Origin of the sequence: Streptomyces parvus, from assembly GCF_014648875.1 — a bacterium.
Taxonomy (GTDB): Bacteria; Actinomycetota; Actinomycetes; order Streptomycetales; family Streptomycetaceae; genus Streptomyces; species Streptomyces parvus.
Genome location: NZ_BMRY01000005.1, coordinates 52,468 through 76,862, shown reverse-complemented (window position 1 = coordinate 76,862; position 24,395 = coordinate 52,468). Strand labels below are relative to the sequence as shown.

The following is a 24,395-nucleotide window of genomic DNA, read 5'->3' as shown; positions in this document are numbered from 1 at the left end:
CCGCTGGGACGGGTAGGAATCACGCCTTCCCGATCGCGACGCGAACCGCACCTGTTGACTACGACTATTCAGAGCAGCAGGATGTGAATAGATTTCCACCGTCGCGAGGAGGCACCGCCATGTCAGGACCCCGCCCCGTACGGGCACCGCGCGGCAGCGCGCTGACCGCCCTGGGATGGCAGCAGGAAGCCGCCCTGCGCATGCTGCAGAACAACCTCGACCCCGAGGTCGCCGAGCACCCCGACAAGCTCGTCGTCTACGGCGGCACCGGGAAGGCGGCCCGCGACTGGCGCTCGTTCGACGCTATGGTCCGCACCCTTCAGACGCTCAAGCAGGACGAGACGATGCTCGTCCAGTCGGGGCGGCCGGTCGGCGTCATGCAGACCCACGAGTGGGCGCCGCGCGTGCTCATCGCCAACTCCAACCTGGTCGGCGACTGGGCCAACTGGGAGGAGTTCCGCCGCCTGGAACAGCTGGGCCTGACCATGTACGGCCAGATGACCGCCGGGTCCTGGATCTACATCGGCACCCAGGGCATCCTCCAGGGCACCTACGAGACCTTCGCCGCCGTCGCCGCGAAGAAGTTCGGCGGGACGCTGGCCGGGACGATCACCCTGACCGCCGGGCTCGGCGGCATGGGCGGCGCCCAGCCGCTCGCCGTCACCATGAACGACGGCGTCGCGATCTGCATCGACGTGGACCCGCGCGCCATCGAGCGCCGCATCGAGCACCGCTACCTGGACGTGAGGGCCGACAGCCTGGAGCACGCCCTCCAGCTCGCCGTCGAAGCCCGTGACCAGCGGAAGCCTCTCTCCATCGGCCTCCTCGGCAACGCGGCCGAGCTGCTGCCCCGGATGCTCGCCGAGGGCGCGCCGATCGACATCGTCACCGACCAGACCAGCGCCCACGACCCGCTGGCCTACCTGCCGCTCGGCGTCGACTTCGACGACATGGCCGACCTCGCCGCCGAGAAGCCCGCCGACTTCACCCAGCGCGCCCGCGAGTCGATGGCCCGCCACGTCGAGGCCATGGTCGGCTTCATGGACGCCGGCGCCGAGGTCTTCGACTACGGCAACTCCATCCGCGGCGAGGCCCAGCTCGCCGGGTACGACCGCGCCTTCGACTTCCCCGGCTTCGTCCCCGCCTACATCCGCCCCCTCTTCTGCGAGGGCAAGGGCCCCTTCCGTTGGGCCGCCCTCTCCGGCGAGGCCTCCGACATCCACAAGACCGACAAGGCGATCCTGGACCTCTTCCCGGAGAACGAGTCGCTGCACCGCTGGATCAAGATGGCCGGCGAGCGCGTCCACTTCCAGGGCCTGCCCGCCCGGATCTGCTGGCTCGGCTACGGCGAGCGCGACAAGGCCGGCGAGCGCTTCAACGACATGGTCGCGAGCGGCGAGCTGGCCGCCCCGCTGGCCATCGGCCGCGACCACCTCGACTGCGGCTCCGTCGCCTCCCCGTACCGCGAGACCGAGGCCATGCTCGACGGCTCCGACGCCATCGCCGACTGGCCGCTGCTCAACGCCATGGTCAACGTCGCCTCCGGCGCCTCCTGGGTCTCCCTCCACCACGGCGGCGGCGTCGGCATGGGCCGCTCCATCCACGCGGGCCAGGTCTCCGTCGCCGACGGCACGAAGCTCGCGGGCGAGAAGATCCGCCGCGTCCTGACGAACGACCCCGGCATGGGCGTCATCCGCCACGTCGACGCCGGCTACGACATCGCGGAGTCCGTCGCCGCTGACAAGGGCGTACGCGTTCCGATGACGGAGGGCAACTGATGCCCACGGGCACCTCGGGGCAGGACCCGGCCGGTGCGGCCGGGCCCACCCCGCCCGGTCCGGGACGACAGCCGTGGCGTGCCGGTGACTCCTTCCTCTCGATGTGGCGGGAGCTGGCTCCCGTCGGGCGCCACCCCGACAGCGGCGGCTACCGGCGCTACGCCTGGTCGGCGGCCGACCTCGACTGCCGGGCCTGGTTCCGTGCGCAGGCCGAGGCGCGCGGGCTCGCGTACGAGATCGACGGCAACGGCAACCAGTGGGCCTGGCTCGGCGACCCCCTGGCCCGGGACGCCGTCGTCACCGGCTCCCATCTGGACTCCGTACCGGACGGCGGGGCCTTCGACGGCCCGCTCGGCGTGGTGTCCTCCTTCGCCGCGCTCGACGAACTCCACCGCAGGGGAGTGGAGTTCACCCGGCCGCTGGCCATCACCAACTTCGGTGACGAGGAGGGCGCCCGCTTCGGACTGGCCTGCGTCGGGTCCCGGCTCGCCGCCGGACAGCTCACCGTCGCCGACGCCCACCGCCTGACGGACGCGGACGGGACCACCCTGCCCGCCGCCATGGAGGCGGCCGGATACGACCCCGGGACCATCGGCCCCGACCCGGAACGGCTCGCCCGGATCGGCGCGTTCGTCGAACTCCACGTCGAGCAGGGCCGCGCCCTCGACCTGACCGGCGACCCCGTCGGCATCGCCTCCGCCATCTGGCCGCACGGCCGCTGGCGGTTCGACTTCCGGGGCGAGGCCAACCACGCGGGCACCACCCGGCTCACCGACCGTCGCGACCCGATGCTCACGTACGCCGAGACCGTGCTCGCCGCCCGCCGCGAGGCCGAACTGACCGGCGCGCTCGCCACCTTCGGCAAGATCGCGGTCGAGCCCAACGGGGTCAACGCCATCCCCTCCCTCGTCCGCGGCTGGCTCGACTCCCGCGCCGCCGACCAGGCCACCCTGGACGCCGTCGTCACCGGCGTCGAGCGTGCCGCCCGGGAGTACGCCGAGCGGGCCGGGATCGACCTCGACGTCGTGCGCGAATCGTTCACGCCCGTCGTCGAGTTCGAGCACGCCCTGCGCGACGAACTGGCCAAGATCCTGGAGGGCGCCGGCGACACGGGGCGGCCCGTGCCCGTCCTCGGCACCGGCGCGGGCCACGACGCGGGTATTTTGTCCGCCTCGGTGCCCACCGCCATGCTCTTCGTACGGAACCCCACCGGCATCTCGCACTCACCCGCCGAGCACGCCGCCGAGGACGACTGCACGGCCGGGGTGGAGGCACTCGCCGACGTACTGGAAGGTCTCGCGTGCAGCTGACACAACGGACGACGGGCGCGCCCGTCACCGCGACCTACTGGATGGACCACGCCTGGCTCGGCACGCACGTCGAGCCGGGCGTCACCCTGGACGTCGCGGACGGGCGCATCGCCGGGATCAGGACCGGGGTGGAGGCACCGCCGCCCGGCGCGACCGCGCTGCGCGGGCTGACCCTCCCCGGCCTCGCCAACACCCACTCCCACGCCTTCCACCGGGCCCTGCGCGCCACCGTCCAGGTCGGCACCGGGACGTTCTGGACCTGGCGCGAGCTGATGTACCGCACGGCGTCCCGGCTCACCCCGGACACCTACTTCGACCTGGCCCGCGCCACGTACGCCGAGATGGCCCTGGCCGGCATCACCTCCGTCGGCGAATTCCACTATCTGCACCACGCCCCCGGCGGCACCCCCTACGCCAACCCGAACGCCATGGGCGAGGCGCTCATCGCGGCCGCCGCCGAGGCCGGGATCCGGATCACCCTGCTGGACACCGCCTATCTCGCCGCCGGATTCGGCGAGAAGCCCAACCGGCACCAGCTGCGCTTCTCCGACACCACCGCCGAGGCCTGGGCGGAACGCGCCTCCCTCCTCAAGGGCGACGACCACACGCTCATCGGCGCGGCGATCCACTCCGTCCGGGCGGTCCCGGCGGACCAACTGGCCACCGTGGCGCAGTGGGCCGAGGAGCGGGAGGCCCCGCTGCACGTCCACCTGTCCGAGCAGACGGCGGAGAACGAGGCGTGCCGGGCCGCCCACGGCCGCACCCCCACCCGGCTGCTCGCCGACCACGGGGTCCTCGGCCCGCGCACCACGGGCATCCACAACACGCATCTGACGGAGGAGGACATCGCTCTGCTCGGCTCCTCCACCACCGGCACGTGCATGTGCCCGACCACCGAACGCGACCTGGCCGACGGCATCGGCCCCGCCACCGCCCTCCAGAAGGCGGGCTCGCCGCTCTCCCTTGGCAGCGACAGCCACGCCGTGATCGACCTCTTCGAAGAGGCGCGCGCGATGGAGCTGAACGAGCGGCTGCGCACCCACATCCGGGGCCACTGGACGGCCGCCGCCCTGCTGCGGGCCGCCTCCGCCGACGGGCACGCGGCACTGGGCCGCCCCGACGCGGGCGTCCTGGAGCCGGGCGCCCCCGCCGATCTGACGACGGTCGCCCTGGACTCCGTCAGGACGGCAGGACCGGTGCCCCGACTGGCAGCGGAGACCGCCGTATTCGCCGCCTCCGCCGCTGATGTGCGGCACACGGTCGTGGCAGGGCGGCACATCGTCCGGGACGGCCGTCACGCACAGATCGAGGACGTGCCCCGGGCCCTGGCGACCGCCATCGCCGCCCTGCACGGCTGAGCGCCGGACGCGGAAACCCTGAGCAGCCGAGCGCCGGCCGCGAAAGCCCTGAGCAGCCGAGCGCGGAACGCCCCCGACCCGCAACCCCGACCCCGGAACATCCGGAACGCGAGGAGAACACTCTCCAGATGACGACCACCGCCGTCACCCACATCGCCAGCCTGGTCACCAATGACCCCTCCCTCGGCAACGGGACCCCCCTGGGCGTGATCCAGGACGCGGCCGTCGTCATCGAGGGCGACCGCATCGTCTGGACCGGTGAATCCAGCAAAGCACCCGCCACTGACAACGTCCTCGACGCGGCCGGCCGCGCGGTCGTCCCGGGCTTCGTCGACTCCCACTCCCACCTGGTCTTCGCGGGCGACCGCACCCAGGAGTTCAACGCCCGCATGTCCGGGCAGCCCTACCGCGCGGGCGGCATCCGCACCACCGTCGCCGCCACCCGGGCCGCCACCGACGAGGAGCTGTCCGCCAACGTCGCCCGCTACCTCGCCGAGGCCCTGCGCCAGGGCACCACCACCTTCGAGACCAAGTCCGGCTACGGCCTCACCGTCGAGGACGAGGCCCGCGCCCTGCGCATCGCGGGCCGCCACACCGACGAGGTCACCTACCTCGGCGCGCACATCGTGTCCCCCGACTACGCCGACGACCCCGCCGGATACGTCGACCTGGTCACCGGTCCGATGCTGGAGGCCTGCGCCCCGCACGCCCGCTGGATCGACGTGTTCTGCGAGCAGGGCGCCTTCGACGGCGACCAGGCCCGCGCCATCCTCACCGCGGGCCTCGCCAAGGGGCTGCAGCCGCGCATCCACGCCAACCAGCTCAGTTACGGCCCCGGCGTCCAGCTCGCCGTCGAGCTCGGCGCCGCGTCGGCCGACCACTGCACCCACCTCACCGACGCGGACGTCGACGCGCTCGGCCAGGGCAGCACGGTCGCCACGCTGCTCCCGGGCGCGGAGTTCTCCACCCGCGCCACCTGGCCCGACGCCCGCCGCCTCCTCGACGCCGGGGCCACCGTCGCGCTCTCCACGGACTGCAACCCCGGCTCGTCGTTCACCTCGTCCATGCCGTTCTGCGTCGCGCTGGCCGTACGCGACATGGGGATGACCCCGGACGAGGCGATCTGGTCCGCCACCGCGGGCGGGGCCGCGGCCCTGCGCCGTACCGACATCGGCCGGATCACCCCCGGAGCCCGCGCGGACCTGGTCCTCCTCGACGCCCCGAGCCACGTCCACCTCGCCTACCGCCCGGGCGTCCCGCTGGTCAGCGCGGTGTGGCGGAGCGGGCAGCGGGTGGTGTGAGGGGCGCCCCGGGAACCGCCTCAGGGACCCAGTCGCGCTCCGGCCACGTGTACTCGTCGAAGCCGTCGGGAAGCTTCCCGCAGCCCGCGTAGACGCTGACGGAGTACGTTCCCGTCTCCCGGTACCAGCGCGCGTCGACGTGCTCCACCTGCTGCACGCCGTCCTCGCCGGCCGGGTTGCGGAAGCGGAAGCCGGGCCGGTCCACGCCGGTGTCGACAAAGGTCCAGCCTTCGCGTTCCAGCCGTGCTCGCATCCGCTGCAGGCCGGACCGGGCGACGTCCTCCGGGACCGCCGTCACCTGCCAGTCCAGGTCGAAGCTTCTGACGTCCGGGCGGCCCTCGTCGATGTGGGCCACGCCCCGCAGCCCTCGGTAGTAACACGCCCCCGTCTCCACCCGGCCGAGCTCCACCTCGGGCCGGCCGGGCAGCGCGGCCTCGTCGTAGGCGCGCTGGGCCTGGTCCTTGAGCCGGACGGCGATGCGGTCGGGGTCGGACTGCGGATACGGCGACCCGTACCACAGCCAGGCGAACGCGGCGACCGTCGCCGACGCGACGAGCGTCGCGCAGAGGGCGCGGGCTCCCCGGTACCCGGGAAGGCGGGGACGGCGCAGGAGCCGCCGACGGGATGCCGTGCGATACCAGGGGCGGGGCCGGGGCCGGGGCGCGTTCATGATCGAACGCTAGGAGCCCGCGGCCACCGGACGCCTCCGGTGGCGTACTCAGCGCGCATGAGTAGCCGGTCCTCCGGCACGGGCCACCGCCCCACACGCGGAAGGACCCGCTCCCGGCAGTCCGGGGCGGGTCCTTCCGCGGTGCTCGACGGCCCGTGAAGCCCCGAGGAGGGGCGGCGGGCCGACCGGGGTCACTCCTCCAGGGTCAGACCCTTGCGGAGCTTGGTCAGCGTGCGGGAGAGCAGCCGGGAGACGTGCATCTGCGAGATGTTCAGCTCCTCGCCGATCTCCGACTGCGTCATGTTGCTGACGAAGCGGAGCGAGAGGATCATCCGGTCCCGGGCGGGCAGCGCGGCGATCAGCGGCTTCAGCGACTCCACGTACTCGATGCCTTCGAGCCCGTGGTCCTCGTAACCGATGCGGTCCGCGAGGGCGCCCTCGCCGTCGTCCTCCTCGGGCTTGGCGTCCAGCGAGCTCGCGGTGTACGCGTTGCTCGCGGACATGCCCTCGACGACCTCGTCCGGGGTGATGCCGAGACGCTCGGACAGCTCCGCCACGGTGGGCGCGCGGTCCAGCTGCTGGGAGAGCTCGTCGCCCGCCTTCGCCAGGTCGAGCCGCAGCTCCTGGAGCCGGCGCGGTACGCGCACGGACCAGCTGGTGTCACGGAAGAAGCGCTTGATCTCGCCGACGATCGTCGGCATCGCGAAGGTCGGGAACTCCACGCCGCGGCTCAGCTCGAACCGGTCGATCGCCTTGATCAGGCCGATGGTGCCGACCTGGACGATGTCCTCCATCGGTTCGCTGCGGGAGCGGAACCGGGAGGCGGCGAACTTGACGAGCGCGAGGTTCAGCTCGACGAGGGTGTTGCGGACGTAGCTGTACTCGTGGGTGCCCTCTTCGAGGGACTCCAGCCGCTCGAAGAGCGTCTTCGACAGGGCCCTGGCGTCCAGAGCGCCCACTTCGGCGTACGGCGGGATCTCGGGAAGCCCTTCGAGCCCTTCGGGGCTCTCACCGGAAGCGCCGGAGAAGTCTGAGGTGGTGACGGTGGTGCCGGTGTCACCGGTGGTGCTCGCGCGCGGGCCGGGGACGGCGCTCGCGGCGGGGGAGTCGGAATTGGTCGGTCCCTGAGGACATGCCGACGACGCGTTCTGGGTACGCGCTACGTCGAGCCGGGGTGACATGGTTCTCCTCCATCGTTCTCGGCATATGGCTGCCGATGCCCATACGTGTTCCTGCGGTGAAGCGGCGCCTCCAAAGCCGGTCGCATTTCTGGTGTCCCTCTACCCATACCCGGTCTTGACCAGCAGTGACAAGCGCCAATTGCTGCCATATGTCCGGTTTGTTGAGGTCTCCGACTACCGTGTGGCGTGCGGAACGCGTACTGTTTTACGCACGTCGGCGGCAGCTATGCATACAGCCGCACAGGCAGTGACGCGCACAGTGACGGACGGCGAAGAGGGACAGGCATGGACCGCGGGACGGTCGGCAGTGCTAACCGGGGTCGGCTTCAGGTCGAGGTCCGGACCGAGGGGCGCAGCGAGGTGGTGACTCCGGTGGGTGAGCTCGATCACCACACCGCGGATCTGCTGCGCGAGCCCCTGGAGAGTGCGGTCGAGGAGGGGCGTTCGCGCCTGGTGGTCGACTGCTCCCGCCTGGATTTCTGCGATTCCACCGGGCTGAACGTGCTGCTCGGCGCCCGCCTCAAGGCGGAGGCCGCCGGAGGGGGCGTCCATCTGGCCGGAATGCAGCCCGTCGTGGCGAGGGTGTTCGAGATCACCGGCGCGGAGGCGGTCTTCACCGTCCACGCCACACTCGAAGAGGCCCTGGCCACCTGACCCGGTCACGGCCGTGCGACCGCGGGCATTCCTGATGTCGGCTGCGTCACGCGATCGTGTGCCTCAAGTGGGTGTTGTTGCGACATGGCAGGGCAGGAGACACCCCGGCGGTGCCCCGCAAGGGTTCCGGCACACTCGGTAACTGATCATTATCTGTTGAACGGCGACATGGCGACATGGCGAATCGGTGAGGTGAAGCGCTGATGAGCACCACCCGGCAGCATCCGCCGGGCGACCTCGGTCGCGAGCCGGACGAAGCGGGCGCAGCCTCGCCCGTCCCGGCCGAGCGGCAGTGGCGCACGCTCTCGCTCGCACAGGCCGGCGGCATCGTTCCGACGGCCCGGGACTTCGCCCGGCAGGCGCTGCACGACTGGGGCTGGCTCCCGGCGTCCACCGCCGACCGCAGGGCCGCAGCCGAGGACGTCCTGCTGGTCGTCTCCGAGCTGGTCACCAACGCCTGCCTGCACGCGGAGGGCCCCGAGGAGATCCGGATCGGCCGCACCCCCAAGGGGCTGCGGGTGGAGGTCGTCGACCGCGGCACCGGGCAGCCCGCACCCCGTACGCCGCACCGCGCCGGCCGCCCCGGGGGCCACGGCATGTTCATCGTGCAGCGCCTCTGCCTCGACTGGGGCGTGCTGCGTACGCCGGACGCCCCGGGCAAGACCGTCTGGGCGGAGCTCGCCGCTCCCGCCTAGACCCGCCCCCCGAAATCCGTATCCACGAAGAGCGCGCCGGATCGGCGCGCTCTTTGTCTTCCCTCCATCAGGCCCCGGGCGTACCTTGAGCGCCCAATCTGATGTGCCGTCAGCAATGTGCGCCCGTAAGGATCCACTGATCGTGGCGCGCGGCGGCGTCCGGCAAGAGGGGAACACGAGGTGCCGAACCGGAAACGGACAACTCTCGCGCTGGCGGCCGCGCTGGCGGGCTCGATCGTGGTGACGGGCGCGCCTGCCGCGTACGCCGAGGTCGTGGACGTCAACTACCAGTGTGTGACGCCCATCGGGCCCAAGGGCGCGGTCTCGCCCATCGACATCAAGAGCGTCAGGAGCGGCGACGGCCACAAGCTCACCATGTCCTTCCAGAAGGGTGTCTCCTCCAGCCCGGTCGAGCTGGGGAAGGGCGCCATGAACCCGAGCGCCGTGATCGAACTGGGCGGCGCGGAGACGGGCAAGGTCCAGGTCTCCGGCCCGGCGAACGCCGAGGCGATTCCGGCCAACACCCCGATCAGGATCAGTGACCTGTCGGGGACGTACACCCCGAAGAAGAGCGGCAAGGTCACCTTCACCGCCGGGGTCCTCACCATCAAGGCCCTCGGTACGACGACGACCTGTACACCCAAGAACAGCCCGGGCCCCTCCCTCGAACTGGACGTCCAGGGGGCGGGCGGTTCATCGGGCGGGGGAGCGACCGGAGGCTCCACCGGCGGTGCCACCGGAGGCACTTCGGGCGGCGGCGAACTGCCCCGCACCGGACCGCTGGACTCGGCGGCGGCGCTCGGCACGCTCGGCGGCACCGTGCTGCTGACCGGAGCGGCGGGAGTGCTCTGGCTGACCCGGCGCGGACAGCGGCCCACGGGCTGACCGCGGCACGCGAGGAGCGCACGGCCCGTCCGCCGCCGCCGTCGCCGCCGGAAGGCAAGGAGCCGCCCATGTCGCCACCCACCCAGCGCCTTTGCCGGGCGCTGCCCGTCCTCACGGCGGCGCTCGCCGTGCTCCTGTACGGGCTCGCGCCCCCGGCCGCCGCCGATGACGGTCCGGCGGACTGGACGGCCCGGCCCGCAGGGACCGGCACCGGCCGGGACGCCCGGCCGTACGTCTATCTGGAGGGCACCCCCGGCACGGTCCTCCAGGACCGGCTCGCGGTGACCAACTCCGGCCGGGCCCCGCTGACCGTACGGCTCCGGGGCGAGGGCCGGGCCGGGGGGTGGATCAGGTTCGCCGAGGACACGGTCACCGTTCCGGCCCGCACCCGCGCCGATGTGCCGCTCGCCCTCACGGTGCCGCCCGACGCGGTCCCCGGCGACGCCTCCGGAGAGGCCGTGGCCATCGGCGGGGGCGAGGAGATCCGCGTACCGGTCCGGGTCCGGACCGTCGGCCCGACACTCGCGGCGCTCACCGTCGAGGACGTCGAGGTGTCCGACGGGACGATCAGGTACGCCCTGGTCAACCGGGGCAACGCGATGCTGAGGCCCCGGCTGGCGGTCCGCGCCGAAGGGGTGTTCGGCAGGCTGCTGGACCGCCCGGAACGGCCCCTGCCGCTGGAGCTGGCCCCCGGCCGGAGGGTCGAGCGGACCGAACCCTGGCCCGACGCCCCGGCCCTGGACGCGGTGACCGTACACCTGCGGGTCACCGCTTCGGGGGGCGCCCGGGACGAGGCGGAGGCCTCGGCGACGTACCTCCCGGTGGGCCCGGTCGTCGGCGGCGGGCTGCTGCTCCTCGGCGGCCTGGCCGTGTTCGCCTCCGGCGCGTACCGGAGGAGGCGGCGCACGGGGCGCGCGGCCCCGCGACCACCCACGGTCGAGGCGCAACCCCCGGTGGCCACCGAACCGTTGCTGAAGGCGGGAGCGAAGACGTGACGCGGCAGCCCGGACCCGAAGCCCCCCGTACCCTCCTCCGTCCCACCCGGCCCGCCGGCCGGCGGCACCTGCCCGCCCTCCTGGCTCTCCTCGCCCTGCTGCCCGCCCTGTTGGTCCTCACGGCGCAGGGAGCGCGGGCGGCCGACCGCGACCCCGCCGTCAGCCTGTCCAAGAAGGAGGCGGGCAAGGGAGGAGAGATCACCGTCAGCGGCAGCGGCTGGCGGCCCGACGCGCTGCTCATGCTGCTGATCTGCGGTCGGTCCACGCCGGAGCGGGGTGTCATCGGCGGTACCAACTCCTGCGCCAACGCCGACGGCCGCGCCGTCACGACCGACGAGAAGGGCACCTTCCGCAAGAAGCTGCCGGTGACCGAACCGCCGCAGCCCTGCCCCTGCGTCGTGCACGTCGCCACGGTGACGGGCGAACAGGCTCTGGTCGACGCGGAGTTCACGGTGGCGGGCCATCCGACGGCGGATCTGCCGCGGCAGAGCGGCGACGGGAGGCTCGCGGTGCTGGCCACCACCCGTCTGGAGGGCGACAGTTCCCTGCTGACCTGGTTCGGCGCCCCGCCCGCCCGACGGCTTGTCCTCACCGTGGGCAACCTCGGATCCGCCCCGGTGAAGGACCCCGTCTTCGAGATCGGCACCGCGCACGGCGTCTACGCGCCGCAGTGGGAGGAACGCCAGTGGCGCGGCACGGTCGCGCCCGGCGGCAAGGCGCGGATCGAGCTGCCGGTCGAGCTGTCCGCGGGCGCGCACGGCGACTACCAGGTCTCCCTGCGGTACGGGGACAAGGTGCTGGCCGAGCAGCCGTGGGGGGTGGGCCGCCCGTGGGGCGTCACCCTCTTCTGGGTCCTGCTCTGCCTGGTCGTCCCGGCGGCGGTCTTCCGTGTCGGCATGGCGATCGTGGACAGGGTCAGGCCCCGCCCCGCCGGCGCGCACCGCATGCGGCGGCCGGCCGCACCCCGCACCGCCCCCACGTCCACCGACGCCACCACGAGCACCACCTCGACCACGGCCGTGCTGCCGTGGTTCACCCCGGACTCCGCACCGTCAGAGAACCGACCCCGACCCACGACGAAGGGACAAGCGTGAGAACGCAACGGAGGATGAGCGCGGCAGGAGTCGCGCTGATGCTCGGCGGCGCGGGCATCCTGATGGCCGCGAGCCCGGCCCAGGCCGCCGAGGTCAGTTACGCGACGGAATGCGTCCCGCCGCCGATCTCGGGACTGCCCGCCGTGCAGGGCACCACGAAGGTGGAGCTCACGGCTCCGGCCGAGGCGAAGGTGGGCGACGAGATCGAGGTCGTCTGGAAGACGGTCGAGGCCGCGTCCAAGAACCCGGACGTGCTGGACCTGGGGGCGGACACGGTCAAGCCGACCGGAACCGTCACCCTGGGCGGCGCGGCGAGCGGCGAACTGAAGCTGGAAGGCCCCCGGCAGAACCCGCCGATCCCCAAGAACAGCCCCATGCTGCTGCCCGACATGAAGGGCACGCTGAAGCTGGAGACGGCCGGGGAGATCACGCTGACCCCCGGCGCGTACAACATCAACGTGTCCAAGCCGATCTCGACGGACACCAAGTGCGCGCCGAAGGAGGAGGTGCAGCCGGGCGTCACGATCAAGGTCACCGAGGGAGGCGGCTCCACCACGGGCGGCACGACCTCCGGCGGCACGGACACCGGCGGAACCACCACCGGAGGCACGGACTCCGGCGGCACCACGACGGGCGGCACGGACAGCGGCGGCTCGGACTCCGGCGGCACGACGTCCGGGGGCGGCGACGGCGGAAGCACCGGCGGCGGGGGCGGCGAGACCGACTTCCCCGGCAAGGAGGTGTCCGTCGCCTACGCGTGCAAGACCCCCATCGGGGACAAGAACGCCACCTCGCCGGTCCGGATCAGCGCCAAGAAGAACGGCGGCGACTACGACCTGACGGTGAAGTTCAGCAAGTCCGTGATGGACAGCCCGATCGACATTCCGGCGGGCCAGGTCAAGCCGTCCATGGAGGTCGAGCTCGGCGGGGCGGACCAGGGCACGGTCAAGGTCGAGGGGCCGCTGAACAAGGAGGTCATCAAGACCGGCGCCCCGATCGAGATCCCGGATCTCACCGGCACGTACAAGCCCGGCGCGAGCGGGAAGTCCACGCTCAGCCCCGGCGTCCTGACCGTGATGGCCGCCGGTACGACGACCACCTGCACCCCGCCCGCCGATGTGGCCGTCTCCCTGGAGCTGGACACCTCGGCCCAGCCGGGCGGCGCGTCCGGAGGCAGCGGAAGCGGCGGAGCGGCAGGCTCCGGCGGAGCGGCGGCGTCCGGCGGCGGCACGGACTCGGGCGGCGGCCTGGCCGCCACCGGGGCCGAGGACAGCGGTGCACTGAGGGCGCTCGGCCTGGTCGCGGGCACCGCGATCCTGCTGGGCGGCGCGGTGTTCACGTTCACCCCGTGGCGGAAGCTGCGCGGCATGCGCTGAGCGGCCCGGCCGGTCCGGAGAGCAGCCGGTCCGGAGAAGAGCTGAGGGCCGCCGCACCGGAGTGATCCGGTGCGGCGGCCCTCAGTCGTACGTGTGTACATCCCCGGGAGGGGCCTACGGAGCGTGCGTCAGCGGACGTCGCCCATGAGCTGCTTGACCTTGCCGCGGTACATGAAGATCGCGATACCGGCGGCGACTGCGAGCGTCGCCTCCAGGGCCACGACCCCCGTGCTGTCGAGCCCCACACCGGCCAGCGAGAGCAGACCCGTGGTGCAGTCACCGGCGGTGACGGCGAGGAACCAGACACCCATCATCTGGCTGGCGTACTTCTGCGGTGCCATCTTGGTGGTGACCGAGAGTCCGACCGGGGAGAGCGTCAGCTCGGCCATGGTCTGGATGAAGTAGATCGCGACCAGCCACATCGCGGCGGCCTTGTGGCCGTCACCCGCGATGGTCAGAGGCATCAGGAAGACGAAGAACGAGGCGCCGACCAGCACGAGGCCGGAGCTGAACTTCACGATCGTGCTCGGCTCCTTGCCGCGCCGGTTCAGAGCGAGCCAGAAGGTGGCGAAGACCGGGGCGAGCGCCATGATCAGGACAGGGTTGACCGACTGGTACCAGGAGACCGGGAAGTCCCAGCCGAAGACGCTGTTCTCGGCCGAGGACTCGGCGAAGATCGAGAGCGTCGAGCCGCCCTGGTCGTAGATCATCCAGAAGATGGCGGCGGCCACGAAGAACCAGATGTACCCGCTCACCTTCGACTGTTCGGCGGCGCTGAGCTCCTTGTCGCGCTTGATGCGCGCGAGGACCATCACCGGAATGACCAGACCCGCGATCGTGATCGGGACCAGCAGCCAGTTCAGCGTGTAGACGCCGGTGACGACCGTGCCGATGTAGAAGACGGCGGCGACGCCCAGCCAGATCATCGACTTGCGCAGCGTGGCGGCGCGCTCGTCCTTGGAGAGCGGCTTCGGGACGACGAGGCTGCGCTCGTTCAGGTGGCGGGTGCCGATCAGGAACTGGACCACACCCAGGCCCATGCCGAGCGCGGCGAGGGCGAACCCGAGGTGCCAGTTGACGTTCTCGCCCACGGTGCCGATCACCAGGGGAGCCGCGAAGGCGCCCATGTTGATGCCCATGTAGAAGATCGTGAAGCCACCGTCGCGGCGCGGGTCCTCCGGGCCGTCGTAGAGGTGGCCGACCATCGTGGAGATGTTGGACTTCAGCAGGCCGGAGCCGATGGCCACCAGGCCGAGACCCGCGAAGAAGGTGGCCTCGGAGGGCAGGGCCAGGGTCAGGTGGCCGAGCATGATGATGCCGCCCGCGATGGCGACGGTCTTGCGCGGACCCCAGACCCGGTCGCCGAACCAGCCGCCGGGCATGGCGAGCAGGTACACCAGCGAGAGGTAGACGGAGTAGATCGCGGTCGCCGTGCCGGCGTTCATGTCGAGCCCGCCGGGCGCGATCAGGTAGAGCGGGAGCAGTGCCCTCATGCCGTAATAGCTGAAGCGCTCCCACATCTCCGTCATGAAGAGTGTGGCCAGGCCGCGGGGGTGGCCGAAGAAGGTCTTCTCGCCGGAATTCGGCGAGTCCTTCGTCAGGCTGGACGCCATGGTCGATCCTTGCTGGTCGGGACGCGCCGCCTCGTGAGCGGTACGCGCCCGGTGGGGGGCAGCCGGCACCGGCGCGGCGTTGCCCCGTCCCCGACGCCTGAGGGGGACGTGCTCCGTGCGGCCGGGCCCCTGGCGGGGGCGCGGCGGTGGAGCGGGGAAGAACCGCGTCGGGATCCACACCCGGGGCGCGTCCTCGCGTTCCGGGCCCGGCTCACAGGTCATTCACTCAGAGCGGGCCGGCCGGAACCGGCCCCGCACACAAAAGGGACCCTTGGCGCTCATGGCTGCCCAAAGGTCCTTGAGTAGTGCAACAGGCGTCGGGACACCATACGACACGACACGGAGGGATATGAAAGGATTTGAGACATGGATCACAGGTCCTGGTGGAACCAGACTCCCATATTCAAAGGTCTCCGTCCTCTTTGTGGCGCTGACCCGCAGGTGGCGTCGCGGGCCTCACTTCGGGCCCCCCGGCCGGACTACCATCAGTCCATGACCCGTGTACTGCTCGCCGAGGACGACGCATCCATCTCGGAGCCCCTGGCCCGCGCACTGCGTCGGGAGGGTTACGAGGTCGAGGTCCGCCAGGACGGTCCGACCGCGCTCGACGCCGGACTCCAGGGCGGTATCGACCTGGTCGTCCTCGACCTGGGGCTGCCCGGGATGGACGGTCTCGAAGTCGCCCGCAGGCTCCGGGCCGGCGGCCACGCCATCCCGATCCTGGTGCTGACGGCCCGCGCGGACGAGGTCGACACGGTCGTCGGCCTGGACGCGGGCGCCGACGACTACGTCACCAAGCCGTTCCGGCTCGCCGAGCTGCTCGCCCGGGTCCGCGCCCTGCTGCGCCGCGGCTCCTCCGAGCCCGTCCCGCAGCCCGCCACCCACGGCGTCAGGATCGACGTCGAGTCCCACCGCGCATGGATGGGCGAGGAGGAACTCCAGCTCACCGCCAAGGAGTTCGACCTGCTGCGGGTCCTCGTCAGGGACGCCGGCCGGGTCGTCACCCGCGACCAGCTGATGCGCGAGGTCTGGGACACCACCTGGTGGTCCTCCACCAAGACCCTCGACATGCACATCTCCTGGCTGCGCAAGAAGCTCGGCGACGACGCCGCCAATCCGCGCTACATCGCCACCGTCCGGGGCGTCGGCTTCCGGTTCGAGAAGAGCTGACGTACGAAGCACCCATGCGCTCTGAGAACCGTCCCGACGGCCCCCTGAGGCGGCGGGCATGCGCCGCCGACTGATCAACTCCACGCTCGCCGTGGTGCTCGTCGTCATCGCCGTCTTCGGTGTCTCGCTGGTGATCGTGGAGACCCGCACCATCAGCGCCAGCGCCCAGGAGAGCGTGGAGTCCGAGGCACTCCGGCTGATCAGCGTGGTCGAGAGCCGGCTGCTGGGGGAGGAGACGATCAACTCCGGCGTGCTGGCCGAGCAGATCGACCCCGCCCGGTACGCGCTGATCGAGATCCCCGGCCGCGAGCCCATCTCCGTCGGCGACCGGCCCACCGGCTCCGTCCTGCGCGCCACCGAGACCGGGGAGGGGGGCGAGAAGGTCACCGTCGAGGAGTCCCGCTCGTCCGTCACCCGCGAGGTCGGGCGCACGCTCCTGATCATCGGCGCGGTGGCGCTGCTGGCGATCGTCTCGGCCGTGCTCCTCGCCGTACGCCAGGCCAACCGGCTGGCCTCCCCGCTCACCGACCTCGCCGAGACCGCCGAACGCCTGGGCTCCGGGGACCCCCGCCCGCGCCACAAGCGGTACGGCGTGCCCGAGCTGGACCGGGTCGCCGACGTCCTGGACTCCTCGGCCGAGCGGATCGCCCGGATGCTGACCGCCGAACGCCGGCTGGCCGCGGACGCCTCGCACCAGCTGCGGACCCCGCTGACCGCGCTCTCCATGCGGATCGAGGAGATCTCCGTCACCGACGACCCCGAGACGGTCAAGGAGGAGGCGAACATCGCCCTCACCCAGGTCGAGCGCCTGACCGACGTCGTCGAGCGGCTCCTGACGAACTCCCGCGACCCGCGCACCGGCTCCGCCGTCGTCTTCGACCTCGACGAGGTCATCAAGCAGCAGATCGAGGAGTGGCGCCCCGCCTACCGCTCCACGGGCCGGGCCCTCGTCTGCTCCGGCAAGCACGGACTGCGGGCCGTCGGCACCCCGGGCGCGGTCGCCCAGGTCCTGGCGGCGCTGATCGAGAACTCCCTCATGCACGGCGGCGGCACCGTCGCCCTGCGCACCCGGGTCACCGGAAACCAGGTGGTCATCGAGGTCACCGACGAGGGCCCCGGCGTCCCCGCCGAACTGGGGGCGCGGATCTTCGAGCGGGCCATCAGCGGCCGGAACTCCACCGGCATCGGCCTGGCCGTCGCCCGCGACCTCGCGGAGGCGGACGGGGGGCGGCTGGAATTGGTCCAGCAGCGTCCGGCGGTCTTCGCGCTCTTCCTGAGCCGCGTCCCGGACGACCGCGAAACCCCTGAGCGCCCGGTGCGCTGAACAACGACGGACGCGGCGCGCCGGTTCCCGAACGGGAACCGGCTCTAGTGCCGTACGGGGTCGGGCTCTACGGTCTCCGCCGGCCGCCGCTGCTCCAGAAACCGCTCCGCGGAGCGCGCGGCCTCCTCTGCGGGAGGGGTCTCGGCGGAAGGGGTCTTGGCAGGAGGGGCCTCGGCGGGGAGCGCCTTGAAGACCCAGGTCCGGTAGGACCAGAAGCGGAAGAGGGTCGCGATCCCGATACCGAGGATCTTGAAGACGTTGCTCTGGACCGGGCTGTTCCAGTCGAAGCCGTACGTCGCCAGGTACAGCACACCGTTCTCGATCACCGCGCCCGCCGCGCTGAACAGCAGGAAGAGCGTCAGCTCGCGGGTCCGGCCGGTCTTGTCCCGGTCCCGGTAGGTCCAGTAGCGGAAGCCGACGTAGTTGCAGAGGATCGCGACGAAGGTCGCCAGCACGCTCGCGCGGACGACCTGGAGGTCGGTCGTGTGCCGGAGCAGGTTGAAGACGGCGATGTTGACCAGCAGTCCCACCGCGCCGACCGCGCCGAACTTGGCGACCTCCCGGGCCAGCAGATCAAGCCGGGCCCGCAGTGCGCCCCGTTCGCTCATGGTGATCGCTCAGTCCGTCCGCTCGATGGCGTCGACGCAACCACGTCAACCCCGCCATGCTAACCAGCCCACCCGTGTGACGCCCGTGAGTCCACGGGGGCGGGGGCCGTGCGGCCATCCGTACGGCCGTCCGGGGACCACCGGCGTGGCGGATACCCTGGACACGTGACGTTCCCGGTAGTCGGCATGGTCGGCGGCGGTCAGCTCGCCCGCATGACCCACGAGGCGGGTATCCCCCTCGGCCTGAAATTCAAGCTGCTCAGTGACACCCCCCAGGACTCGGCGGCCCAGGTGGTGAGCGAGGTCGTCATCGGCGACTATCGCGACCTGGACACCCTGCGCGCCTTCGCGCGCGGCTGCGACGTGATCACCTTCGATCACGAGCATGTGCCGACCGAGCATCTGCGCGCCCTGGAGGCGGACGGCATCCCCGTGCGCCCCGGCCCCGATGCCCTGGTCCACGCCCAGGACAAGGGGGTGATGCGCGCCAGGCTCGCGGAGATCGGCGCCCCCTGCCCCCGTAACCGCATCGTGAGCGACCCGGCCGACGCCGCCGCGTTCGCCGAGGAGGTCGGGGGCTTCCCCGTCATCCTCAAGACCGTGCGCGGCGGGTACGACGGCAAGGGCGTGTGGGTGGTGCGCTCCGAGGCGGACGCCGCCGACCCGTTCCGCGCCGGGGTCCCGGTCCTCGCGGAGGAGAAGGTCGACTTCGTACGGGAGCTGGCGGCCAACATCGTCCGCTCGCCGCACGGCCAGGCCGTCGCCTACCCGGTCGTCGAGTCCATCCAGGTCGACGGCGTCTGCGACACGGTGATCGCACCGGCCCCGGACCTCTCGGAGGAACTGGCCGGCGAGGCCCAGCAGCTCGCGCTGCGCATCGCCGCCGAGCTGGACGTCGTCGGACACCTCGCCGTCGAGCTGTTCGAGACCCGGGACGGCCGCATCCTCGTCAACGAGCTGGCGATGCGCCCGCACAACTCCGGCCACTGGACCCAGGACGGCGCGATCACCTCGCAGTTCGCCAACCACGTACGGGCGGTCCTCGACCTCCCGCTCGGCGACCCGCGCCCCCGCGCGCCCTGGACGGTCATGTGCAACGTCCTGGGCGGCGACTACCCGGACATGTACCAGGGCTACCTGCACTGCATGGCCCGCGACCCGCAGCTCAAGATCCACATGTACGGCAAGGACGTGAAGCCCGGTCGCAAGGTCGGCCACGTCAACACCTACGGCGACGATCTGGCGGACGTGCGGGAGCGCGCCCGGCACGCGGCCGACTATCTGCGAGGAACGATCACCGAATGACTTCCCCCTCCGCACCGGCGCCCGTGATCGGCATCGTGATGGGCTCGGACTCCGACTGGCCCGTCATGGAGGCGGCGGCCAAGGCGCTCGACGAGTTCGAGATCCCGTACGAGGTCGACGTCGTCTCCGCCCACCGCATGCCGCGCGAGATGATCGCGTACGGCGAGGAGGCCGCGGGCCGTGGCCTGAAGGCGATCATCGCGGGCGCGGGCGGAGCCGCCCACCTGCCCGGGATGCTGGCCTCGGTCACCCCGCTGCCGGTCATCGGCGTGCCGGTGCCGCTGAAGTACCTGGACGGCATGGACAGCCTGCTCTCCATCGTCCAGATGCCCGCCGGGGTCCCCGTCGCCACCGTCTCGGTCGGCGGAGCACGCAACGCGGGCCTGCTCGCCGCCCGGATCCTGGCCACGCAGGACTCCGCACTCCAGGAGCGGATGCAGGAGTTCCTGCAGGAGCTGAACGACCAGGCCACGGAGAAGGGCAAGCGCCTGCGCTCCAAGGTCCAGGGCTCGGACTCCTTCGGCTTCGGAAAGTAAGGGGCGGCCCCGATGGACCATCTCGCCCGAGCCCGCGAGCTGCTCGCCGTCCACCCCGTCGTCGACGGCCACAACGACCTCCCCTGGGCCCTGCGCGAACAGGTCGGCTACGACCTCGACGCCCGGGACATCGCCGCCGACCAGCGCGGCCTGCTCCACACCGACCTGAACCGGCTGCGGGCCGGCGGGGTCGGCGGGCAGTTCTGGTCGGTGTACGTCCGCACCGACCTCACCGGGGACGCGGCCGTCAGCGCCACCCTGGAGCAGATCGACGTCGTCGGCGAGCTGATCGCCCGCTACCCGACGCACCTGCGCCGCGCGCTCACCGCCGACGACCTGGAGAAGGCCCGCGCCGAGGGCCGGATCGCCTCCCTCATGGGAGCCGAGGGCGGCCACTCCATCAACAACTCGCTCGGCACCCTGCGCGCCCTGTACGACCTGGGCGTCCGCTACATGACGCTCACGCACAACGACAACATCGACTGGGCCGACAGCGCCACGGACCTGCCGCGCCTCGGCGGGCTCTCCGCCTTCGGCCACGAGGTCGTCCGCGAGATGAACCGCATCGGCATGCTCGTCGACCTCAGCCACGTGGCGGACGGCGTCATGCGTGACGCGCTCGCCACCAGCACCGCGCCGGTGATCTTCTCGCACTCCTCGGCCCGTGCCGTCTGCGACCACCCGCGCAACATCCCCGACGACGTGCTGGCGGCCCTCCCGGCCAACGGGGGCGTCGCGATGGCGACCTTCGTCCCGAAGTTCGTGCTGCCCGAGGCGGTCGCCTGGACCCTGGCCGCCGACCGCAACATGCGCGAGCACGGCCTGCACCACCTCGACACCACCCCGGTCGCGATGCGTATCCACGAGGACTTCGAGGCGGCCCACCCGCGCCCCGAGGCCACGGTCGCCACCATCGCGGACCACCTCGACCACATGCGCGCGGTCGCGGGCATCGACCACATCGGCATCGGCGGCGACTACGACGGGACGGCGTTCACCCCGCGCGGCCTGGAGGACGTCGCCGGCTACCCGAACCTGATCGCCGAGCTGCTGCGCCGCAACTGGTCCGAGGGCGACCTCGCCAAGCTGACCTGGCAGAACTCCGTACGGGTGCTGCGCGACGCGGAGGCCGTGGCCCGCGACGAGCAGAGCGGGCGCGGCCCGTCCCACGCCACGATCGCCGAGCTGGACGGGCAGCGGACGCGCTGACCCGGGCAGGCGCTCCGACGACACGGAAGATTCGGGCAATCATCCCCATATCCGATGCAACCTCGTGTTAGGGATAGCGGGCAGGAATCCCCCCAACAGGAGGTACGCAACGATGCGCACGAATCTTCTCCGCATCACGACCGCGCTCGGTGCCGCGGCCGTACTGGCCATCGGCGGCGCGGGCGTGGCCGCCGCCGACGGTGTGGGCAACGCGGGCATCGGGAACAAGGGCGTCGGAAACGCGGGCATCGAGAACATGGGCCTGGGCAACGCGGGCGGCTTCAACGGCGGCATCGGCAACGCCGGCCTCGGCAACTGGGGCTGGGGCAACGCCGGTATCGGCAACACCGGCATCGGCAGCCACGGCCACGGCAACTCGGGCCTCGGCAGCTCCGGCATCGGCAACACCGGCGTGGGCAGCTCCGGCATCGGCAACTGATCGCCTCACGCGCCCGGCCGCTCCGGCCGGGCACCCCCGGGCCGGCCGCCCGCTCGACCAGCGGCCGGCCCGCGTGCGTGGGGCCCGGGTGGTCGACGCCGGGCGGCTTCACGCACCGGAGTGCTCGGGTGCCGGAGCGGGCCCCAGGCACCTGAGAGGCTTCAGGGGTGCTCCGCCGCCCCCGCGAACGGTCCCCCCGGACCGAAGGCGAACGCCGCGAAGCGCTCGCCCATGCGGCGGTGGGCGGCGGCGTCCGGGTGCAGCCGGTCGGGCAGCGGCAGCTCGGCGTGGTCGGCCTCGCCGTACAGGGTGAGGCCGTCCAGGTAGGACAGCCACGGGTCGCAGGCCGCCCGCTCCGCCACGATCCGGGCCAGCTCCTCCCGTACGACGCGCAGTGTCAGCTTGCCGCGAGCCGCGTCGGCCGGGTCCCCCAGAGCGGCGAACCCCACCCGCCCGTCGCGGACGTCCGGGGCGGCGGGCCCCGGGGTGTCCTCCTGCGCCGGGCAGAGGATGGGCGAGACGACGAGCAGCGGCGCGGTGGGATGCCCGTCGCGGACGGTGTCGAGGAAGGTGTGCACGGCCGGGCCGAAGTCGCTCAGCCCCATCGCATCGCGGTTGACGAGATTGATGCCGATCTTGACGCTGATCAGGTCGGCGGGGGTGTCCCGCAGGGCGCACGCGGTGAACGGGTCGAGGAGCGCGCTGCCCGCCAGCGACACGTTGACCAGCTCCACGCCTCCCGCCGCGGCGGCCAGGGCGGGCCAGGCGGTGGCGGAACTGTCGGCCGAGGAACCCTGGCTGATGGAACTGCCGTGGTGCAGCCAGACCGGCCGCCCGCCCGGCTCCGCGGCAGCCACAGGCGCGTCGGTGCGCAGCGCGAACAACTCGACGGTCTCGGTGTACGGCAGCCAGATCTCGACGGTCTTCTCCCGCGCGGGCAGCCCGCTGAAGGACACGGCCCCGACGCTGCCGGGCAACAGCTCCCGCGACCCGTCGGACAGGTCGACCATCAGCACGTTGCCGCCGCTCGCCGTGGCCCGGCCGGCCGCCTCCCCGTCGACGTACAGGTCCCAGGCCCCGTCCGGGAGGGGCGGGAGCCCCCGGTGGGCCATCACCGTACGCAGGACGTCCAGCTCCACGGCGGTGGCCCGGGTACGGAACACCACGCGCACCCCCGAGGGCTGCGACTCCGCCTGCGCCACCTGCTCGTCGCCGCCGGACCGGGCGCGCCCGGGGGCGGGCAGCCGGTGGGGGAGGAGACCACCGCGCCCGGTGCGCTCCAGGTCGAGCGCGCCGCGCAGAAAGCCGGCGGTGAGCGGGGTGGTGATCCAGTCGCGGGAGTTCCGGTCGCGGGAGTCGTCCATGGCCTCAGCCTGTCCGCCGGAGGCCGGGCCGAAGCCGTACGAACACTGCCGGACGGCTTCGGGGCCGAGCCGACGGGCAATACGGCTAGGCCTTCGGGCGGCCCATCGCCCGGTACGTCCACCCGGCCTCGCGCCACACCGCGCTGTCCAGGGCGTTGCGCCCGTCCAGGATGATCCGGCGGGCGGCCACCTCGCCCAGCTCGGCCGGGTCCAGCTCGCGGAACTCGCGCCACTCCGTCAGGTGCAGCACCACATCCGCGCCGCGCACGGCCTCCCGTGCCGAGTCCGCGTAACCCAGGGTCGGGAACAGCTGCCGGGCGTTGTCCATCCCCTTCGGGTCGAACACGGTCACCTGGCCGCCCTGGAGGTGGATCTGCCCGGCGACGTTGAGCGCGGGGGAGTCGCGTACGTCGTCGGAGTCGGGCTTGAACGTGGCGCCCAGCACCGCCACCCGCGTGCCGAGGAACGAGCCGCCGCCCACCGCCTCCCGGGCCAGCTCCACCATGTGGCCGCGGCGGCGCATGTTGATGGAGTCGACCTCGCGGAGGAAGGTGAGCGCCTGGTCGGCGCCCAGCTCACCGGCGCGGGCCATGAAGGCGCGGATGTCCTTGGGCAGACAGCCGCCGCCGAAGCCGATCCCGGCCCGCAGGAACTTCTTCCCGATCCGGTCGTCGTGCCCGATGGCCTCGGCGAGCTTCACGACGTCCCCGTCGGCGGCCTCGCAGACCTCGGCCATCGCGTTGATGAAGGAGATCTTGGTGGCGAGGAAGGAGTTGGCGGAGGTCTTGACCAGCTCGGCGGTCGGGAAGTCGGTGACGACGAACGGCGAGCCCTCGGCGATCGGCCCGGCGTACACCTCGCGGAGCAGCTTCTCGGCGTTCTCGCTCGTGACGCCGACGACGATCCGGTCGGGGTGCAGGGTGTCCTTGACGGCGAAGCCCTCGCGGAGGAACTCCGGGTTCCAGGCCAGCTCGGCCCCGGCCCCCGCCGGAGCCAGCTCGGCGAGCCGGTCCGCGAGCCGGGCGGCGGAGCCGACGGGGACGGTCGACTTGCCGACGACCAGGGCGGGCCGGGTCAGATGCGGGGCGAGCGCGTCGAAGGCGCTGTCCACGTAGCTCATGTCGCAGGCGTACTCGCCGTGCTTCTGCGGAGTGTTCACACAGACGAAGTGGACGTCGCCGAACTCCGCGACCTCCTCCCAGGAGGTGGTGAAGCGCAGCCGGCCGCTGGACCCCTCGATCCCGGCGACATGCCGCTGGAGCATCTCCTCCAGCCCCGGCTCGTACATCGGAACGCGCCCGCCGGACAGCAGCTCGACCTTCTCCGGCACGATGTCGAGCCCCAGGACCTCGAAGCCCAGCTCGGCCATGGCCGCGGCATGGGTGGCGCCGAGGTAGCCGGTGCCGATCACAGTGATCCTGAGGGCCATGGAGTGCTCCTGGGAGGTACGGACGGACGTGCGGACCGAGCATAGTCGGGGACCGCAGGCCGGATTTCACCGCCGGATATGCCTGGTATCTCCCTCGCGCC

The 24,395-nt window shown here is 72.1% G+C and carries 22 protein-coding genes; 16 read left to right on the top strand and 6 right to left on the bottom strand.

Annotated elements, in window-relative coordinates:
- The first annotated feature begins 119 nt into the window (after positions 1–119).
- The 4 genes from hutU (at position 120) to hutI (ending at position 5,747) form a co-directional block, all read left to right on the top strand.
- On the top strand, positions 120–1,778 hold the full coding sequence (gene hutU / locus IE140_RS17130) for a urocanate hydratase (protein WP_100561764.1): 1,659 nt from the start codon (positions 120–122) through the stop codon (positions 1,776–1,778).
- The gene (locus IE140_RS17125) at positions 1,778–3,088 is read left to right on the top strand and encodes an allantoate amidohydrolase (RefSeq protein ID WP_150195087.1); all 1,311 of its coding nucleotides are present in this window, start codon (positions 1,778–1,780) and stop codon (positions 3,086–3,088) included. The genes hutU and IE140_RS17125 overlap by 1 nt, the downstream gene beginning before the upstream one ends.
- Complete coding sequence (locus tag IE140_RS17120; protein WP_150195090.1) at positions 3,079–4,446, top strand: formimidoylglutamate deiminase; 1,368 nt, start codon at positions 3,079–3,081, stop codon at positions 4,444–4,446. The genes IE140_RS17125 and IE140_RS17120 overlap by 10 nt, the downstream gene beginning before the upstream one ends.
- A 128-nt stretch (positions 4,447–4,574) precedes the next feature.
- Positions 4,575–5,747, top strand: coding sequence for an imidazolonepropionase (gene hutI / locus IE140_RS17115; RefSeq protein WP_150195092.1), 1,173 nt, complete (start codon positions 4,575–4,577; stop codon positions 5,745–5,747).
- On the opposite strand, the gene IE140_RS17110 is transcribed toward hutI, so the two are convergent.
- Positions 5,710–6,417: a hypothetical protein gene (locus tag IE140_RS17110; protein WP_189460501.1), complete on the bottom strand. Its 708-nt coding sequence runs from the start codon at positions 6,415–6,417 to the stop codon at positions 5,710–5,712. The genes hutI and IE140_RS17110 overlap by 38 nt on opposite strands.
- Positions 6,418–6,608: 191 nt before the next feature.
- Positions 6,609–7,598: an RNA polymerase sigma factor SigF gene (locus IE140_RS17105; protein ID WP_100561759.1), complete on the bottom strand. Its 990-nt coding sequence runs from the start codon at positions 7,596–7,598 to the stop codon at positions 6,609–6,611.
- 285 nt (positions 7,599–7,883) lie between these two features.
- Between IE140_RS17105 and IE140_RS17100 the strand changes: the two genes are divergently transcribed.
- The 6 genes from IE140_RS17100 to IE140_RS17075 all read left to right on the top strand — a co-directional run bounded on the left by IE140_RS17100 (position 7,884) and on the right by IE140_RS17075 (position 13,297).
- Positions 7,884–8,252: an STAS domain-containing protein gene (locus IE140_RS17100; protein ID WP_093441085.1), complete on the top strand. Its 369-nt coding sequence runs from the start codon at positions 7,884–7,886 to the stop codon at positions 8,250–8,252.
- Positions 8,253–8,455: 203 nt separating this feature from the next.
- Positions 8,456–8,947 (top strand): ATP-binding protein, encoded by a 492-nt coding sequence (locus IE140_RS17095; protein ID WP_010070993.1) that lies wholly within the window; start codon positions 8,456–8,458, stop codon positions 8,945–8,947.
- A 180-nt stretch (positions 8,948–9,127) separates the two neighbouring features.
- Positions 9,128–9,832, top strand: a complete 705-nt coding sequence (locus IE140_RS17090; RefSeq protein ID WP_150196471.1) for a peptidase — start codon at positions 9,128–9,130, stop codon at positions 9,830–9,832.
- Positions 9,833–9,900: 68 nt separating this feature from the next.
- Positions 9,901–10,827: a COG1470 family protein gene (locus tag IE140_RS17085; RefSeq protein ID WP_150196470.1), complete on the top strand. Its 927-nt coding sequence runs from the start codon at positions 9,901–9,903 to the stop codon at positions 10,825–10,827.
- Positions 10,824–11,921 (top strand): hypothetical protein, encoded by a 1,098-nt coding sequence (locus IE140_RS17080; protein ID WP_150196469.1) that lies wholly within the window; start codon positions 10,824–10,826, stop codon positions 11,919–11,921. Before IE140_RS17085 ends, IE140_RS17080 begins: the two co-directional genes overlap by 4 nt.
- Before the next feature lie 14 nt (positions 11,922–11,935).
- Positions 11,936–13,297 (top strand): hypothetical protein, encoded by a 1,362-nt coding sequence (locus IE140_RS17075; protein WP_150196468.1) that lies wholly within the window; start codon positions 11,936–11,938, stop codon positions 13,295–13,297.
- A 128-nt stretch (positions 13,298–13,425) separates the two neighbouring features.
- On the opposite strand, the gene IE140_RS17070 is transcribed toward IE140_RS17075, so the two are convergent.
- Positions 13,426–14,910 carry an oligopeptide:H+ symporter gene (locus tag IE140_RS17070; RefSeq protein WP_150196467.1) on the bottom strand — a complete coding sequence of 495 codons (1,485 nt, stop codon included), beginning with the start codon at positions 14,908–14,910 and terminating at the stop codon, positions 13,426–13,428.
- 492 nt (positions 14,911–15,402) lie between these two features.
- Between IE140_RS17070 and IE140_RS17065 the strand changes: the two genes are divergently transcribed.
- Both IE140_RS17065 and IE140_RS17060 read left to right on the top strand, forming a co-directional pair.
- Entirely contained in the window at positions 15,403–16,080 is a 678-nt protein-coding gene (locus IE140_RS17065) for a response regulator transcription factor (protein ID WP_069737479.1), read from the top strand.
- A 58-nt stretch (positions 16,081–16,138) separates the two neighbouring features.
- Positions 16,139–17,404 carry a sensor histidine kinase gene (locus tag IE140_RS17060; RefSeq protein WP_150196466.1) on the top strand — a complete coding sequence of 422 codons (1,266 nt, stop codon included), beginning with the start codon at positions 16,139–16,141 and terminating at the stop codon, positions 17,402–17,404.
- 44 nt (positions 17,405–17,448) lie between these two features.
- Here the strand turns inward: IE140_RS17060 and IE140_RS17055 are convergent, their stop codons facing one another.
- A complete protein-coding gene (locus tag IE140_RS17055; protein WP_109178804.1) occupies positions 17,449–18,012 on the bottom strand; it encodes a GtrA family protein in 564 nt (187 codons plus the stop codon).
- A 165-nt stretch (positions 18,013–18,177) separates the two neighbouring features.
- Here IE140_RS17055 and IE140_RS17050 point away from each other — a divergent pair, with 165 nt between their 5' ends.
- The 4 genes from IE140_RS17050 to IE140_RS17035 all read left to right on the top strand — a co-directional run bounded on the left by IE140_RS17050 (position 18,178) and on the right by IE140_RS17035 (position 21,501).
- Positions 18,178–19,317, top strand: a complete 1,140-nt coding sequence (locus IE140_RS17050; protein ID WP_073824111.1) for a 5-(carboxyamino)imidazole ribonucleotide synthase — start codon at positions 18,178–18,180, stop codon at positions 19,315–19,317.
- Positions 19,314–19,853 carry a 5-(carboxyamino)imidazole ribonucleotide mutase gene (purE, locus tag IE140_RS17045; RefSeq protein WP_150196465.1) on the top strand — a complete coding sequence of 180 codons (540 nt, stop codon included), beginning with the start codon at positions 19,314–19,316 and terminating at the stop codon, positions 19,851–19,853. The genes IE140_RS17050 and purE overlap by 4 nt, the downstream gene beginning before the upstream one ends.
- A 12-nt stretch (positions 19,854–19,865) precedes the next feature.
- Complete coding sequence (locus IE140_RS17040) at positions 19,866–21,062, top strand: dipeptidase (RefSeq protein WP_109178801.1); 1,197 nt, start codon at positions 19,866–19,868, stop codon at positions 21,060–21,062.
- A gap of 112 nt (positions 21,063–21,174) precedes the next feature.
- Complete coding sequence (locus IE140_RS17035; protein ID WP_030803064.1) at positions 21,175–21,501, top strand: pentapeptide repeat-containing protein; 327 nt, start codon at positions 21,175–21,177, stop codon at positions 21,499–21,501.
- 161 nt (positions 21,502–21,662) lie between these two features.
- On the opposite strand, the gene IE140_RS17030 is transcribed toward IE140_RS17035, so the two are convergent.
- Positions 21,663–22,865: a GDSL-type esterase/lipase family protein gene (locus IE140_RS17030; protein ID WP_150196464.1), complete on the bottom strand. Its 1,203-nt coding sequence runs from the start codon at positions 22,863–22,865 to the stop codon at positions 21,663–21,665.
- A gap of 85 nt (positions 22,866–22,950) precedes the next feature.
- Positions 22,951–24,294: a UDP-glucose dehydrogenase family protein gene (locus IE140_RS17025; RefSeq protein ID WP_093441056.1), complete on the bottom strand. Its 1,344-nt coding sequence runs from the start codon at positions 24,292–24,294 to the stop codon at positions 22,951–22,953.
- Positions 24,295–24,395 lie beyond the last annotated feature (101 nt).

Bases quoted from the DNA above. Each gene is read 5' to 3' on its own strand.
- IE140_RS17085 (WP_150196470.1), top strand. From the start codon at position 9,901: ATGTCGCCACCCACCCAGCGCCTTTGCCGGGCGCTGCCCGTCCTCACG.
- IE140_RS17030 (WP_150196464.1), bottom strand. From the start codon at position 22,865: ATGGACGACTCCCGCGACCGGAACTCCCGCGACTGGATCACCACCCCG.
- purE (WP_150196465.1), top strand. From the start codon at position 19,314: ATGACTTCCCCCTCCGCACCGGCGCCCGTGATCGGCATCGTGATGGGC.
- IE140_RS17095 (WP_010070993.1), top strand. From the start codon at position 8,456: ATGAGCACCACCCGGCAGCATCCGCCGGGCGACCTCGGTCGCGAGCCG.
- IE140_RS17070 (WP_150196467.1), bottom strand. From the start codon at position 14,910: ATGGCGTCCAGCCTGACGAAGGACTCGCCGAATTCCGGCGAGAAGACC.
- IE140_RS17105 (WP_100561759.1), bottom strand. From the start codon at position 7,598: ATGTCACCCCGGCTCGACGTAGCGCGTACCCAGAACGCGTCGTCGGCA.
- IE140_RS17055 (WP_109178804.1), bottom strand. From the start codon at position 18,012: ATGAGCGAACGGGGCGCACTGCGGGCCCGGCTTGATCTGCTGGCCCGG.
- IE140_RS17110 (WP_189460501.1), bottom strand. From the start codon at position 6,417: ATGAACGCGCCCCGGCCCCGGCCCCGCCCCTGGTATCGCACGGCATCC.
- IE140_RS17025 (WP_093441056.1), bottom strand. From the start codon at position 24,294: ATGGCCCTCAGGATCACTGTGATCGGCACCGGCTACCTCGGCGCCACC.
- IE140_RS17075 (WP_150196468.1), top strand. From the start codon at position 11,936: ATGAGCGCGGCAGGAGTCGCGCTGATGCTCGGCGGCGCGGGCATCCTG.
- IE140_RS17035 (WP_030803064.1), top strand. From the start codon at position 21,175: ATGCGCACGAATCTTCTCCGCATCACGACCGCGCTCGGTGCCGCGGCC.
- IE140_RS17100 (WP_093441085.1), top strand. From the start codon at position 7,884: ATGGACCGCGGGACGGTCGGCAGTGCTAACCGGGGTCGGCTTCAGGTC.
- IE140_RS17040 (WP_109178801.1), top strand. From the start codon at position 19,866: ATGGACCATCTCGCCCGAGCCCGCGAGCTGCTCGCCGTCCACCCCGTC.
- hutU (WP_100561764.1), top strand. From the start codon at position 120: ATGTCAGGACCCCGCCCCGTACGGGCACCGCGCGGCAGCGCGCTGACC.
- IE140_RS17125 (WP_150195087.1), top strand. From the start codon at position 1,778: ATGCCCACGGGCACCTCGGGGCAGGACCCGGCCGGTGCGGCCGGGCCC.
- IE140_RS17060 (WP_150196466.1), top strand. From the start codon at position 16,139: ATGCGCCGCCGACTGATCAACTCCACGCTCGCCGTGGTGCTCGTCGTC.
- IE140_RS17065 (WP_069737479.1), top strand. From the start codon at position 15,403: ATGACCCGTGTACTGCTCGCCGAGGACGACGCATCCATCTCGGAGCCC.
- hutI (WP_150195092.1), top strand. From the start codon at position 4,575: ATGACGACCACCGCCGTCACCCACATCGCCAGCCTGGTCACCAATGAC.